General features: G+C 70.2%; 10 protein-coding genes. 5 read left to right on the top strand and 5 right to left on the bottom strand.

Features of this window, described 5'->3' with window-relative positions; all coding sequences use genetic code 11:
- Positions 1-34: 34 nt before the first annotated feature.
- Positions 35-1,651, bottom strand: a complete 1,617-nt coding sequence (locus tag ACIQI8_RS20480; RefSeq protein WP_402352278.1) for a hypothetical protein — start codon at positions 1,649-1,651, stop codon at positions 35-37.
- Between the two features lie 83 nt (positions 1,652-1,734).
- On the opposite strand from ACIQI8_RS20480, the gene ACIQI8_RS20475 reads away from it, so the two are divergent.
- Both ACIQI8_RS20475 and ACIQI8_RS20470 read left to right on the top strand, forming a co-directional pair.
- Positions 1,735-2,868, top strand: a complete 1,134-nt coding sequence (locus ACIQI8_RS20475; protein ID WP_402352275.1) for a hypothetical protein — start codon at positions 1,735-1,737, stop codon at positions 2,866-2,868.
- Positions 2,865-3,905: a phosphotransferase family protein gene (locus tag ACIQI8_RS20470; RefSeq protein ID WP_402352272.1), complete on the top strand. Its 1,041-nt coding sequence runs from the start codon at positions 2,865-2,867 to the stop codon at positions 3,903-3,905. The genes ACIQI8_RS20475 and ACIQI8_RS20470 overlap by 4 nt, the downstream gene beginning before the upstream one ends.
- Here the strand turns inward: ACIQI8_RS20470 and ACIQI8_RS20465 are convergent.
- The 4 genes from ACIQI8_RS20465 to ACIQI8_RS20450 are packed head-to-tail and all read right to left on the bottom strand — an operon-like array spanning position 3,880 to position 7,727.
- Positions 3,880-4,656, bottom strand: a complete 777-nt coding sequence (locus ACIQI8_RS20465; protein WP_402352270.1) for a succinate dehydrogenase/fumarate reductase iron-sulfur subunit — start codon at positions 4,654-4,656, stop codon at positions 3,880-3,882. The genes ACIQI8_RS20470 and ACIQI8_RS20465 overlap by 26 nt on opposite strands.
- Positions 4,653-6,596, bottom strand: coding sequence for a fumarate reductase/succinate dehydrogenase flavoprotein subunit (locus ACIQI8_RS20460; protein WP_402352267.1), 1,944 nt, complete (start codon positions 6,594-6,596; stop codon positions 4,653-4,655). The genes ACIQI8_RS20465 and ACIQI8_RS20460 overlap by 4 nt, the downstream gene beginning before the upstream one ends.
- Positions 6,596-7,417, bottom strand: coding sequence for a hypothetical protein (locus ACIQI8_RS20455; protein ID WP_402352264.1), 822 nt, complete (start codon positions 7,415-7,417; stop codon positions 6,596-6,598). Before ACIQI8_RS20455 ends, ACIQI8_RS20460 begins: the two co-directional genes overlap by 1 nt.
- Positions 7,418-7,436: 19 nt before the next feature.
- Positions 7,437-7,727 carry a hypothetical protein gene (locus ACIQI8_RS20450; protein WP_123997959.1) on the bottom strand — a complete coding sequence of 97 codons (291 nt, stop codon included), beginning with the start codon at positions 7,725-7,727 and terminating at the stop codon, positions 7,437-7,439.
- Positions 7,728-8,139: 412 nt separating this feature from the next.
- Between ACIQI8_RS20450 and ACIQI8_RS20445 the strand changes: the two genes are divergently transcribed.
- From ACIQI8_RS20445 to ACIQI8_RS20435, 3 genes are all read left to right on the top strand, one after another.
- A complete protein-coding gene (locus ACIQI8_RS20445) occupies positions 8,140-10,341 on the top strand; it encodes an ABC transporter family substrate-binding protein (RefSeq protein ID WP_402352261.1) in 2,202 nt (733 codons plus the stop codon).
- A 406-nt stretch (positions 10,342-10,747) separates the two neighbouring features.
- Entirely contained in the window at positions 10,748-12,655 is a 1,908-nt protein-coding gene (gene typA / locus ACIQI8_RS20440) for a translational GTPase TypA (RefSeq protein WP_402352258.1), read from the top strand.
- A 655-nt stretch (positions 12,656-13,310) separates the two neighbouring features.
- Complete coding sequence (locus tag ACIQI8_RS20435) at positions 13,311-14,348, top strand: ABC transporter permease (protein ID WP_402352255.1); 1,038 nt, start codon at positions 13,311-13,313, stop codon at positions 14,346-14,348.
- Positions 14,349-14,394 lie beyond the last annotated feature (46 nt).

Genomic DNA, 14,394 nt, shown 5'->3' with positions numbered 1-14,394 from the left:
AGGCAGGACAGGCACAAGAGGCAGGCCGGCAGGCTCAGGAAAGGTCGTCGTCGGTGTGCCGGGCCCTGGTGCGCGGCCCGCCGAAGCTCGGGGGCGTGCCCCCGTGAAGCAGGACCTCGCCGAGGACCGCGCCCGCGAGCCCGCTCGCGTGCTCGGCCGCGCCCGCGATCGGGTTGCCGTGCGCCCGCACGTCCCGCTCCGCGAGCGCACGGGCGTCGCGGGCCAGGGCATCGGCGGCGAGCGGGTCGGCAGGCTCCGCGCGAAGCAGCCGTACCGCCTCCGCGAGGCGGGTCCGCGCGGTGACGCCGACGACACCCCGGTGCGTCGCGACGAAACCGTCCGCACCCCGCACGCTCGACCCCGCCACGAGAGACGCGGCCACCGCCAGCACCCCGGCCCGGCCGCCGGCGACCGGCAACACCGCCCGCACGACCTTGCGCAGGGCATCGAGAGGGTCGTACGGCCCACCCGTCAGCTCTTCCCGTACGGCGGCCAGGACGAGGTCGGCCCGGGCGTGGCGGGCGTGCAGTTCGGCGGGCGGCACCTGCGCTGCCGGACTGCCCTCACCCCCCGCTGCTCGCGCGGCCGACAGTTCCGCCTCCGCGCCCGTCAGGGCCGGCGGAAGCAGAGCTTCAGCCCGCGCCAGGTCCGTGGCCAGCTCGTCGACGGCGGTGAGGAACTCGGCCGCCTGGGTCACGGCGCCCTCGGCCTCCCGCAGGTGGCGGATCGCGCGCCGGTTCTCGCCCCGGTCGGCCGACTGGCGCGACTCGTTGAGGCGGGAGGTGGTGAAGACGAGGCGGTCCTTGGCGTGTTCGACATAGCCGGTGACGGAGTCGACCGCCGCCGGGCCGTATCGGTCGCCCAACTCGGTCAGCGTCGTCTCCGTGGCACCGGTGCGGCCGGCCAGTTCGCGGAAACGGGTCTCGGCGATCGCCAGGGCCTCGCCCACACCCAGGTCCAGTCCGCGCAGCCGGTCGAAGGCCGGGGCCTCGGCGTCCAGCACCCGGCCCGCCTCCTGGCACCGCCCGACCATGCCCGCGAGCGCGTGGCGCCGGGCCGTCGCGTCCTCCGGTACGCCGTCGTCGTACTGCTGCCGCATCCGGAACGCGGCCGAGAGTTCCGCCTCGGCGTCCCGCAGCACCTTCGTGAAGGGTTCGGCCGCGGCCTCTGCGAACCGTGCCCTCGCGAACCCGAGTTCCTCCCGGCTGGTGCGCACCCAGTCGTCGGCCTCGATGAGCAACGCCCTTGCCCGGTCGTCGAGTTCGGGGAGCGGGGGTGCGGTGGGGGAGGGCTGGACGGGGTGGGCGGATATGCGCGCGGGGGTGGTCCGGTTCCGCGCGCGGCGGGTGCGGCGGACGTACGCGTACCCGGCGAGCACGACCGCGGCTCCCACGGCGACGAGCGGCAGTACGAGGTCGATGGTGGACTTCTCGTCCTCCTCCTGCGCCGCGTCGACCTTGGCCACGGTCGCGGTCGCCGTGCCCGGGGTCGTGCGGGCCGCCGGAACCGGGACGGCGGCGTTGATCGTCATCCCCGGCAGCACCAGCCACACCACCCCGGCGACACCGCCCACCAGGGTGTGCACCACCCGCACGGATATGTGGGCCCGACCGGCCCGCCTCGGCCGGCCCCGAATCAAGGATGACGTCACATTTCGGAGCGTATGAGCAGGAATGCGGGCGCGCGACCGGGGTGGGGCAGGGGTGGGGGCCGGGGAGGCGGAGGGCGAAGGCGATGACGGAGGGGGATGGCGTGCCGGAGCGGCAGGAGGAACAGAAGGAGGAGTCGGTCGAGGACTCCGGCGCAGAGGAGGCCGAGGGGGTCGCCGCTCCCGAAAGGCCGGAAAGTCCGCGCGGACCATGGCGCCGCCGTCTCGGACTCACCGCCCTCGCCCTGTTCCTGGCCCTCCTCCTGCCCGTGCTGGCCGCCGAAACCGCCCTCCGCGTCAACTACGCGGGCGACCCGGCAAACGGTACGTACACCCGGAACCGGGACGCGATCTGGCTCGGCCACGCCTGGGTCGACGGCCGGAAGACGGACGCGGACCTGGCCGCCCTCGCCCGCCGTCTCGAAGGCACCGGTATCCGCGACCTGTACGTCCATTCAGGACCCCTGGAGCACGACGGCACCCTTCCGGAGTCGGACTACCCCAAGGCCGCCTGGCTGATCGAGTCGGTCCACCGCGAACTGCCCGGCGTCCGCGTCCAGGCCTGGTTGGGCGACGTCCTCGCCACCGAGGGCCCGGACGGCCTGCACCTGGAACGCGCGGCGACCCGCACCGCGATCGTCGCCTCGACCCGCCAGATCCTCGCCGCCGGCTTCGAGGGCGCCCACTTCGACCTCGAACCCCTCCACTCCGGCGACGGCGACTACCTCGACCTCCTCGACAAACTGCGCGCGGTCACCGAGTCCCACCACGCCCTTCTCTCCGTCGCCGCCCACCAGATCGACCCGCTCCCCTCCCTCCACTCCGTCTGGGGCGTCTTCACCGAGCACCCCAAGTGGTGGTCGCAGGCGTTCTTCGGCCAGGTGGCGCGTCGCGTCGACCAGATCGCCGTCATGTCGTACGACACGGCACAACCTCTGGAGAGCCTGTACGGCGGCTACGTCGCCCAGCAGACCTCACTCGCCCTGGAGGTCACCCCGGAATCCACCGACCTCCTCATGGGCCTGCCCTTCTACTACGAGAGCAACTTCGACCACTGGGGCCACGCCGAGACCGTCCCGGCCGCCGTCCGGGGCGTCCGCCTCGGCCTGACCCGCACGGACGCGGACCGCGCCCGCTTCGGCGTCGCCCTGTACGTCGACTTCGCCGCCACGGAGAATGACTGGACGGCCTACCGGAAGGACTGGGTACACACATCGTGAGCCGGCCGCAGCACCCGACCCCACAGCCCGCGCGGCAACCCCGCACGCACCTGACCCGCACCCACCTCGCTCCCCTCACCCGCGCCGCCCTCGGACCCCACCGCGCCCTCGCCGCCGTCACCCGCCTGCGCGGCGGCTCCAAGAAGGGCGTCTACCGGCTCACCCTCGACGACGACTCCACCGCCGTCGCCTACGTCTGGTCGCCCGACGAGGACTACTGGGACGCGGCTCCGCCCGACCCGCGCGACCCCTTCTCCCACGCCACCGGCCTCGGCCTGTTCACCACGGCGCACGACCGCCTCGCGACAGCCGGCGTCCGCACCCCCGCCCTCCTGCACGCCGACGCCACGCACACCCACCTCCCGGCCGACGCGGCGATCGTCGAGGACGTGCGGGGCGGCAGCCTGGAGGAGGCCTTGCGGCGCGAACCCCAGGCGGCGGCCGGGACGTTGGAGCGGTTCGCCGACCTGCTCGCCACGCTCCACGCCCAGCAGGGACCCACCTTCGGCAAGGTCGCCCTGGTCGACAACGGCGGTGTGCCGACGGGGAGTTCGTGCGAAGAACTGGTCGCCGGGCGCGCCCTGAGCGACATCGCGGAGATCGCCGCACGTGAGCCACGGGCGGCGGCCGTCCGTGCCGAACTGGCGGACGCCGTACGGGATCTGACCGCCGCCGTCCGTCCCCGCGACCGGTACACCCTCATCCACGGCGAACTCGGCCCGGACCACGTCCTGGTGACCGCCGACGGGCATCCGGCCCTGATCGACATCGAGGGCCTGATGTACTTCGACGTGGAGTGGGAGCACGTCTTCCTGCGGCTCCGCTTCGGCCCGCACTACGACGTGCTGCGCACCCCCGACCGCATCCCCGACCTGGACGAGGACCGGCTCCGGCTCTACCGCCTCGCCATGCATCTCTCCCTGGTCGCGGGTCCTCTCCGCCTGCTCGACGGAGACTTCCCGGACCCGGAGTTCATGCGGGGCATCGCCGAGTACAACCTCGGGCAGGCGCTCAGCCTTCTGCCGACCGCCTCCTGATCTTCGAACCCAGCCACACCAGCGGGTCGTACTTGCGGTCGACCGCCCTTTCCTTCAAGGGGATCAGCGCGTTGTCCGTGATGTGGATGCCCTCGGGGCACACCTCGCTGCAGCACTTGGTGATGTTGCAGTAGCCGAGGCCGTGTTCCTCCTGGGCCGTGGCCTTGCGGTCCAGGCCCGTGGACTCGGCCGCGTCCAGGGGGTGCATGTCCAGTTCCGCCACCCGCATCAGGAAACGCGGGCCGGCGAAGGCCGTCTTGTTCTCCTCGTGGTCGCGGACGACGTGGCAGGTGTCCTGGCACAGGAAGCACTCGATGCACTTGCGGAACTCCTGCGAGCGGTCCACGTCCTCCTGGAACATGCGGTACTCGCCGGGACCGAGCTCGGCGGGCGGTACGAAGGACGGAACCTCCCTGGCCTTCTGGTAGTTGAAGCCGACGTCTGTGACCAGGTCACGGATGACCGGGAAGGCGCGCAGGGGCGTCACCGTGATCGTCTCGTCCCGCGTGAAGACCGACATGCGCGTCATGCACATCAGCCGCGGACGGCCGTTGATCTCCGCGGAGCACGAACCGCACTTGCCCGCCTTGCAGTTCCAGCGCACGGCGAGGTCCGGGGTCTGCGTGGCCTGGAGCCGGTGGATGATGTCGAGCACCACCTCGCCGTCGTTGACCTCGATCTTGAAGTCCTCCAGGCCCCCGCCCTTGACGTCGCCCCGCCACACCTTGAAGGCGGCCTCATAGCTGCTCACTCGTAGAGCTCCTCTTCGGCGAGGTACTTGACCAGCTCCTCTTTCTCGAAGAGGGCGAGCAGGTCGGCGCGGATGGGTTCGGTGGTCTCGCGGGTGAGGGTGATCTGGCCGCTGACGGGGTCCGTCTCGACCAGGCCGCCCGTGGGGTCGGTGAGGGCGCACAGGAGGTTGATGTTGCGCCACTTGCGGTCCATCGCCGGGTGGTCCTCGCGGGTGTGGCCGCCGCGCGACTCCGTGCGCTCCAGCGCGGCCCGGGCCACGCACTCGCTGACCAGCAGCATGTTGCGCAGGTCCAGGGAGAGGTGCCAGCCGGGGTTGAACTGCCGGTGCCCCTCGACGCCGGCCCGACGGGCCCGTACCCGAAGATCCGCCAGTTTCTCCAGTGCCTGCTCCATCTCGCCCTCGCGGCGGATGATGCCGACGAGGTCGTTCATGGCCTGCTGGAGCTCCTGGTGGAGGGTGTAGGGGTTCTCGGGCGGGCGGCCGTCGTCCTCGCCCGGGGCGGGGCCCTCCGCGGAGAAGGGGCGCAGGGCCTCCGCCGCCGCCGTGTCGATCTGGTCCTCGGCCACCGGTGGGCGCGCGTCGGTGAGGCCCGCCGCGTACTCGGCCGCGTGCCAGCCCGCGCGGCGGCCGAACACCAGCAGGTCGGAGAGGGAGTTGCCGCCCAGGCGGTTGGAACCGTGCATGCCGCCGGCCACCTCGCCGGCCGCGAACAGCCCCGGTACCCCGCGTGCGGCGGCCGTGTCGGAGTCGACCGCGATGCCGCCCATCACGTAGTGACAGGTGGGCCCGACCTCCATCGCCTCCGCCGTGATGTCGACGTCCGCCAGCTCCTTGAACTGGTGGTACATGGACGGCAGTCGGCGCCGGATGGTCTCGGCCGGCATACGGGTGGAGACATCCAGGAAGACACCGCCGTGCGGGGAGCCGCGGCCCGCCTTCACCTCGGAGTTGATGGCCCGGGCGACCTCGTCACGCGGGAGCAGTTCCGGTGGGCGGCGGTTGTGGTCCGGGTCCTCGTACCAGCGGTCGCCCTCCTCCTCCGACTGCGCGTACTTCTCCTTGAAGACGTCGGGGATGTAGTCGAACATGAAGCGTTTTCCGTCGGAGTTGCGCAGCACCCCGCCGTCACCGCGGACCGACTCGGTGACCAGGATGCCCTTGACGGACGGCGGCCAGACCATGCCCGTGGGGTGGAACTGCACGAACTCCATGTTGAGCAGGGGCGCTCCGGCCAGCAGCGCCAGCGCGTGGCCGTCACCCGTGTACTCCCACGAGTTCGACGTCACCTTGAACGACTTGCCGATGCCGCCGGTCGCGATCACCACGGAGGGTGTTTCGATGACGAAGAAGCGGCCCGACTCGCGCTCGTAGCCGAAGACTCCGGAGACACGGCCCCCGTCCTTCAACACCCGTGTGATCGTGCACTCCTGAAAAACCTTCAGGCGGGACTCGTAGTCGCCGGTCTCGCGGAAGTCCTCCTGCTGCAGGGACACGATCTTCTGCTGGAGGGTGCGGATCAGCTCCAGGCCGGTGCGGTCGCCGACGTGCGCGAGGCGCGGGTATTCGTGGCCGCCGAAGTTGCGCTGCGAGATGCGGCCGTCCTTCGTGCGGTCGAAGAGCGCACCCCAGGTCTCCAACTCCCATACACGGTCCGGGGCTTCGCTCGCGTGCAGCTCCGCCATGCGCCACTGGTTGAGGAACTTGCCGCCGCGCATGGTGTCGCGGAAGTGGACCTCCCAGTTGTCACCGGAGTTGACGTTGCCCATCGCCGCCGCGATGCCGCCCTCGGCCATCACCGTGTGCGCCTTGCCGAACAGCGACTTGCAGATCACGGCCGTACGGGCGCCGCGCTCGCGCGCCTCGATGGCGGCCCGCAGGCCCGCGCCACCGGCGCCGACCACGACGACGTCCCACTCCTGTCGGTCGACCACGGACATCAGAAGAACCTCGGATCGTCGAAAGCGCCGGAGGCGACCAGGTACACGTAGAAGTCCGCCAGCGCCACGCTGATCAACGACGCCCAGGCGAGCTGCATATGACGGTTGTTCAGCTTCCCCACGAACTTCCACGCCTTGTAGCGCACGGGATGCTTGGAGAAGTGCTTGAGCTTGCCGCCGACGATGTGCCGGCAGGAGTGGCAGGACAGGGTGTACGCCCAGATCAGCACGATGTTGGCCAGGAAGACGAGGGTGCCAAGGCCCATGTGGCCCCAGTGGTAGTGCTCGTCCCGGAAGGTCAGCACGGTGTCGTAGGTGAGCGTGCCCGCGACCAGCAGCGCCGCGTAGAAGAAGTACCGGTGGACGTTCTGCAGGATCAGCGGGAAGCGGGTCTCGCCGGTGTACTTCTTGTGCGGCTCGGCCACCGCGCAGGCCGGCGGGGACGCCCAGAAGCCCCGGTAGTAGGCCTTGCGGTAGTAGTAGCAGGTCAGCCTGAAGCCCAGCGGGAAGATCAGGATGATGATCGCGGGGGAGATGCCCCACCAGCTGCCGAAGAGGTCCGCGTTGGGGCCGCCGTGCATGGTCGCGCAGCGGTCGGCCAGACAGGGCGAGTAGAACGGCGAGACGTAGGGCGCCGAGTAGTAGTTCGTGTCGGCGAAGGCCCGCCACGTCGAGTACACGATGAACGCCAGCAGTCCCGCGGCGGTGACGGCGGGGGCCAGCCACCACCGGTCGGTGCGCAGGTGGTTCGCGTCGATGGCGGCGCGCGTACCGGTGCGTACGCCGCCGCTGTTCGGATGGGGTTCCGTACCAGTGGCCAACTCATGACTCCGGTCGGGTTCAGGGGGCTCGGCGGTCGCGGGCGCCGAGTCCCTCGTCGTCCGAGTCCGTCCACAGGCTGTTGTCGTACGGGGCGTCGGACATGGGGAGGAGATCGGGGCGTTTGGGGGCGGTCGGCGCGGAGGCCGCGTCGCGCAGCAGCGCGACGCTCTCGCGCAGGTGGTTGGCGTCGGCGCGGACGCGCCGCATCTCCAGGCCGGCTGTGCCGAGCTGTTTCTCCAGTCGGCCCACCGACCGGAACAGCTCGTCGAGACTGCGCTGGACATGCGTCAGTTCGTCGTGCACGGACATGACGTTTCCTCACTTCCGCGGGCGGCTGTGCCCTGGACGTAAACGTTCATGCGCCTGCGAGTGTTGCGCGTCACACCTCTCGGTGGGAAGCGGTGTGCACGTATTGGGTTCGGTGCGTTGTCTTGTGCGGGGTGGGTGGGGGCGCGCGTTCTGGGGGCTGCGCCCCCAGACCCCCGTCGGCCCAGGGGCCTCGTCCTCAAGCGCCGGACGGGCTGGGAGTTGGTCGGACCGGCGGGTCACAGGGCCGTCGGAACAGAGCCGTTGCGCCGCATGGGTGGGCTTCAAGGCTCGTCCCGCCGTGTCGGCGGCCCCTGCTGAACCCTTTCCTCTTCAGTGGCGGCATAGATCTGATCAGCTCCATATACCGCCAAATGTGATCGTTTGCGGCGGCCCACTCCCGGAGGTAGACGAGATGGCCCACGACGGCGTCGGACTGCGCGCGGTCATGCGCTCGGTCGCCTTCCTGACCGCGGGTGTGCTCGCGGTGCCGGCGGTTGCCGGGTGCAGTTCCGAGGACTCGGCGGGCAGGCCGCTCGCCGGGCAGGAGATCGCGCCGGCGGGCCGCGAGCTGGTCGCCGACGGCGGCACGCTGCGGTGGGCCGTGGACGACGTGCCGGAGACGCTGAACACGTTCCAGTCGGACGCCGACCAGGTCACCGGGCGGATCGCCCAGGCGACGCTGCCGGCCATGTACCGGCTGGACGCGGACGGGCGTCCGCAGGCGGACGGCGACTTCCTGGAGTCCGCCAAGGTCATCGAGACCGAGCCCAAGCAGGTCGTGCTGTACAAGCTGAACCAGCAGGCGGTGTGGAGCGACGGCCGGGAGATCGGGGCCGCCGACTTCGCCGCGCAGTGGCGGGCCCTGTCCGGCAAGGACAGCGCCTACTGGACCGCCCGCAACGCCGGGTACGAGCGCATCGAGAAGATCGAGCGCGGGGCCAACGACCTGGAGGTCAGGGTCACCTTCGGGCGGGCGTACGCCGACTGGAAGTCGCTGTTCTCGCCGCTGTACCCCAAGGGCGTCACGGGCACTCCGGACGCGTTCAACGACGGCGCGCGCAGGAAGCTGAAGGTCAGCGCCGGGCCCTTCGTCGTCAAGAAGGTCGACCACAAGGACGACCAGGTCACCCTGGCCCGCAATCCGCGCTGGTGGGGCCACCCCGCCAAGCTCTCCGAGATCGTCCTGAAGGCCGTACCGCGCGACGAGCGGGCCGCCGCGCTGGCCGACGGGAAGATCGACCTGGCCGAGATCGACCCCTCGGCGGCCGACCGGATCAACCTGGCTGGGCGGACCGGGGGCACGAACACGCCGCTGCGGGGGGCCTCGCCGATGGCGGAGCCCGGCTCGGGGCGCGCGGCCGCGAAGTCCTTGAAACAGCTGAAGAAGCAGGGCAGGAAGGGCGCCAAGTACAGGAAGCAGCAGGAGGCGCTGCGCGCCTTCGAGGTGCGCAAGTCGCTGGAGCCCGCCTTCACCCAGCTCGCCCTCAACGGTTCGGAGGGGCCGCTCGCCGACGAGCGGGTGCGCCGGGCCGTGGCCCGCGCCCTGGACCGGAAGGCGCTCGCCAAGGCCGTGCTCGGGCCGCTGGGGCTGCCCGCGGTTCCGGTCGGCAGCCATCTCGCGCTGTCCGGGCAGGCCGCCTACGCCGACAACAGCGGCGCGCTCGGTGGCCAGGACACGGGTGAGGCGCAGGCGCTGCTCGCGGACGCCGGGTGGGTGTCCGGCGGGCCTTTGAAGGAAGAGAAGAAGAAGGGGGACAAGGGCGCCGGACCCGAGGGCGAGAAGGCCGACGAGGAGTCCGCGGGCGGCGACGAGGGGACGTACATCGTCGGCGAGGACGACAAGGCGCCCCAGGAGCCCGAGTGGGAGCGCAGGGCCGACCCCAAGGACCATCAGGGCGCGCACGAGAAGAAGAGCGGTGGCGACAAGGGCGGCACGCACCTCGCCGACGGCAAGCAGTACGCCGAGAAGCAGGTGAAGCAGGGCGGCGCACCCGGGGCGTACGCCCCCAAGGGCACGCCCGCGCCGGGTGCCGCGGCGGCGCCACTGGCCAAGAACGGCAAGCCGCTCGTGCTCCGCTTCGTGCTCCCGTCGGGGGCCGGCTCCGCGACGCTGCGCACGGTCGCGGACCGGATCCGCGGGATGCTGGACCGGGTCGGCATCCGGACCGAGATCACCAAGGTCTCCGACGACAGCTACTTCAAGGACCACATCGCGTCCGGGCAGTACGACCTCGCGCTGTACTCCTGGCCCGCCTCCGCCTTCCCCGCCACCGACGCCCGGCCCGTCTACGCCAAGCCGGTGCCGGCCGCCGACGGATCCCTCAACGTCGAGCAGAACTACACCCGGGTCGGCACCGACCAGGTCGACCAGCTCTTCGACCAGGCCGTCGGCACGCTGGACGGCGACGAGAGCGCGGGCCTGCTGCGCAAGGCCGACTCCCGCATCTGGGCCGCCGCCGGCTCGATCCCGCTCTACCAGCGCCCCCAGCTCACGGCGAGCAGGAAGGACCTGGTCAACGCCGGCGCCTTCGGCTTCCAGACCCCGGTCTACGAGGACATGGGCTTCTTGAAGAAGGGCACGAAGCGCCCCTCGGCGAGCCCGGACAAGGACTAGCGCCCAGCCGGGACCAGGGCCCGGACAAGGGCCGGCGCCTGTACGCGGCCGGTGAATGTGACCAAGGCCGCCGCCCCGCACCCCAGCGGGGCGGCGGCCTTCGCACGGGGAGCCGGCACTCGTGGGGCCGGTCACATTCGCGGCTTCGGCAGGGTGCCCGAGGAGACCGTCGAAGCGGGGCCCGGTCCGCTTCGCGCCCTGACGAGAGCCCCGCGGCCGGCTGCCCGCGCCCGGTGGGGCGAAGGGCACGCGGCAGGGCTGCCGAGCCCGCGGAGCGCTCCGCGGAGGCCGCCCCTGGCCGGGGCCCGTAGGATGGGGTGAGGCCGTGGCGTGTCCAGCCCGGCAGGGTCCGCGTAACACAGATGTACGCGTAGGCCTTCCTCACACTCCGGGAGAACGCCACACCATGGCCACGCGCCACGACATCCGCAACGTCGCCATCGTCGCCCACGTCGACCATGGCAAGACCACCCTGGTCGATGCCATGCTCAAGCAGGCCGGTGCCTTCGCCGCGCATGCCGCCGAGTCGCTCGACGACCGCATGATGGACTCGAACGACCTGGAGCGTGAGAAGGGCATCACGATCCTGGCCAAGAACACGGCCGTCAAGTACCACCCGAAGGATGGCAGCGATGTCATCACCATCAACATCATCGACACCCCGGGCCACGCCGACTTCGGCGGCGAGGTCGAGCGCGGTCTGTCGATGGTGGACGCGGTGGTGCTGCTCGTCGACGCCTCCGAGGGCCCGCTGCCCCAGACCCGCTTCGTGCTGCGCAAGGCGCTCCAGCAGCGGCTGCCGGTCATCCTGTGCATCAACAAGACCGACCGCCCCGACTCCCGGATCGACGAGGTCGTCAACGAGACCTACGACCTCTTCCTGGACCTGGACGCGGACGAGGAGCAGATCGAGTTCCCCATCGTCTACGCGTGTGCGCGCGACGGTGTGGCCTCGCTGACCAAGCCCGAGGACGGCACCGTCCCGCAGGACAGCGACAGCCTGGAGCCCTTCTTCTCCACGATCCTGTCGCACGTCCCGGCCCCCCAGTACGACGAGGCCGCCCCGCTCCAGGCGCACGTCACCAACCTGGACGCCGACAACTTCCTCGGCCGTATCGCGCTGCTGCGCGTCGAGCAGGGCGAGCTGCGCAAGGGCCAGACCGTCACGTGGATCAAGCGCGACGGCACGATGTCCAACGTGCGCATCACCGAGCTGCTGATGACCGAGGCGCTCACCCGCAAGCCGGCCGAGATGGCGGGCCCCGGTGACATCTGCGCGGTGGCCGGTATCCCGGACATCATGATCGGCGAGACGCTCGCCGACCCCGAGAACCCGATCCCGCTGCCGCTGATCACGGTCGACGAGCCGGCGATCTCGATGACCATCGGCACCAATACCTCGCCGCTGGTCGGCCGCGGCGGCACCGGCAAGGGCGCCTCCGCGAAGGCCGCGGTCAAGGACCGCAAGGTCACCGCCCGTCAGGTCAAGGACCGCCTGGACCGCGAGCTGATCGGCAACGTCTCGCTCCGCGTGTTCGACACCGAGCGCCCCGACGCCTGGGAGGTCCAGGGCCGCGGTGAGCTGGCGCTGGCCATCCTGGTGGAGCAGATGCGCCGCGAGGGCTACGAACTGACCGTCGGCAAGCCCCAGGTCGTCACCAAGGACGTCGAGGGCAAGGTCTACGAGCCCGTCGAGCGCATGACGATCGACGTGCCCGAGGAGCACATGGGCGCGGTCACGCAGCTCATGGGCGTCCGCAAGGGCCGGATGGACAACATGTCCAACCACGGCTCGGGCTGGGTCCGCATGGAGTTCGTGGTCCCCTCCCGCGGTCTCATCGGCTTCCGGACCGAGTTCCTGACCGGTACGCGCGGCACGGGCATCGCGCACTCGATCCACGAGGGTCACGAGCCGTGGTTCGGCACGCTGACCACCCGTAACAACGGCTCGCTGGTCGCCGACCGCGCCGGTGCCGTCACCGCGTTCGCGATGACGAACCTGCAGGAGCGCGGTGTGCTGTTCACCGACCCCGGCACCGAGGTGTACGAGGGCATGATCGTCGGCGAGAACTCGCGCTCCGACGACATGGACGTGAACATCACCAAGGAGAAGAAGCTCACCAACATGCGGTCGTCCTCGGCCGACTCGTTCGAGGCGATCGTCCCGCCGCGCAAGCTCTCGCTGGAGCAGTCGCTGGAGTTCTGCCGCGACGACGAGTGCGTCGAGGTGACCCCGGAGTCCGTTCGCATTCGCAAGGTGGTGCTGGACGGCCGCGAGCGCGCCCGCTCCGCGAGCCGGGCCAAGCACAGCTGACGAAGGTCGACTATCGGCCAAACAGAGCCCGGGCGTCCCCATCTTGGGGGCGCCCGGGCTTTTTGCAACCGATTTTTCGGCGACCGGTGTCCGTATTACGGAGATCCCCGCCCGATACCCATGTAACACGTCCGTTTCGTGGCCTTCTCCGGCCGAACAGTTTGTCCAGATTTTGGAAGATGTACGCGTCAGCTGTGACCGAATTGAGATTTGAAGACAGTGGTCGGTGCATGGCTCATGGCAGATAGTTAGCCGCGTAGCGCTCGGGTCAATGGGTCTCGTGCTGTGGGGACAGCACCGACTCGCGAGCACCATGGGGGTGTCTGCCCCTCCGTCAGGGGTGTCGGAGGACAGACGTGTGCCCCCTCCCGTTCGGTGAATACGTGGAGTCATGAGGAGGAGCCCCATGCGCGGTGTCACGAACACCTGGTGGGCCACGCCGTCCGTCGTCGCCAATTGCCCTCGCGCATACGGCGGTTCAGTCTGAGGATGCCTGCGGCCGTTTAACGCGGGCCGACGCCTACGCGCGTCCGGCTGCGGGTTTCCCGGCCTCCTCGGGGTTCCCCCCACGCTTCTTCATGATCCGTTCCGCGATCGCGCACACCCTGCGACGGTCGCCGGCTCGGCACACCCACACCTGTGAAATGGGCCAACTGTGACAAGTCCTCTCGACGTTGAAGGCGGCGGCGGTACGTCGGTCGTCGTCGACGGCGCCCCACAGCCTCCGGCGCAGCCCGAGGCCGAGAAGCTCGAAGGGCGCTCGCCCGGCCAGCTGATGTGGATCCGCTTCAAGCGCGACCGCACCGGCGTCATCTCGGCCTGTGTCGTGCTGTTCTTCTTCGTGATCGCGCTCGCCGCGCCCCTGATCTCGAAGGTGTACGGAAAGAACCCGTACACCGTCTACGCGGACGAACGCCCCGAGCTGTTCGACAGCGCGGGCGTGCCGGTGCAGCCCAACGGCGGTATCAGCAGCGAGTTCTGGTTCGGTCTGGAACCGGGCAACGGCTACGACGTGTTCACCAAGCTGATCTATGGCATCCGCACCTCGCTGATGATCTCGATCACCGTCACCCTCGCCGTGATCGTCACCGGCATCCTGCTCGGCGTGACCGCGGGCTATGTCGGCGGCCGGACCGACTACGCGATCGGCCGCGTGATCGACTTCCTGCTCGCCTTCCCCTCCCAGCTGTTCTTCATCGCCAGCATGCCCGTCGTGGTCTCGCTGTTCGTGAGTCCGACGGACGAGACCCCGACCTATGTCCGGGTGGTCGCGCTGATCGTGGTCCAGTGGGTGCTCGGCTGGATGAGCCTCGCGCGCATCCTGCGCGGCACCACACTCGCCCTGCGCGAACGGGAGTTCATCGAAGCGGCGAAGGTCAGCGGGGCCGCCCCGTGGCGGATCATCCGCAGGGAGATCCTGCCCAACGTGGTGACGCCGCTGCTGGTGCAGTCCACCTACATGCTGCCGAACTTCGTGACGATCGAGGCCGGTCTGTCGTTCCTCGGTGTCGGGATCGTCGAACCGACGCCCGACTGGGGCCAGATGTTCTCCAAGGCGTCGACCGAGCTCGTGCTCCAGAACGACATCACCTACATGTTCTTCCCCGGCGTCTCGATGATCATCTTCGTCGTCGCGTTCAACCTGCTCGGGGACTCTGTCCGGGATGCCTTCGACCCCAAGTCGTCGCGTTGACCGGCAGTTTGTGGGCGTCCTCGCCCGGATACCGCACGGCAATTCC

The organism is Streptomyces sp. NPDC092369, from assembly GCF_044755245.1.
Taxonomy (GTDB): domain Bacteria; phylum Actinomycetota; class Actinomycetes; order Streptomycetales; family Streptomycetaceae; genus Streptomyces.
This window is presented reverse-complemented; position numbering and strand designations above follow the sequence as displayed.

Coding starts and splice junctions, on each gene's coding strand:
- ACIQI8_RS20475 (WP_402352275.1), top strand. CDS start 1,735: ATGACGGAGGGGGATGGCGTGCCGGAGCGGCAGGAGGAACAGAAGGAG.
- ACIQI8_RS20460 (WP_402352267.1), bottom strand. CDS start 6,596: ATGTCCGTGGTCGACCGACAGGAGTGGGACGTCGTCGTGGTCGGCGCC.
- ACIQI8_RS20450 (WP_123997959.1), bottom strand. CDS start 7,727: ATGTCCGTGCACGACGAACTGACGCATGTCCAGCGCAGTCTCGACGAG.
- ACIQI8_RS20445 (WP_402352261.1), top strand. CDS start 8,140: ATGGCCCACGACGGCGTCGGACTGCGCGCGGTCATGCGCTCGGTCGCC.
- typA (WP_402352258.1), top strand. CDS start 10,748: ATGGCCACGCGCCACGACATCCGCAACGTCGCCATCGTCGCCCACGTC.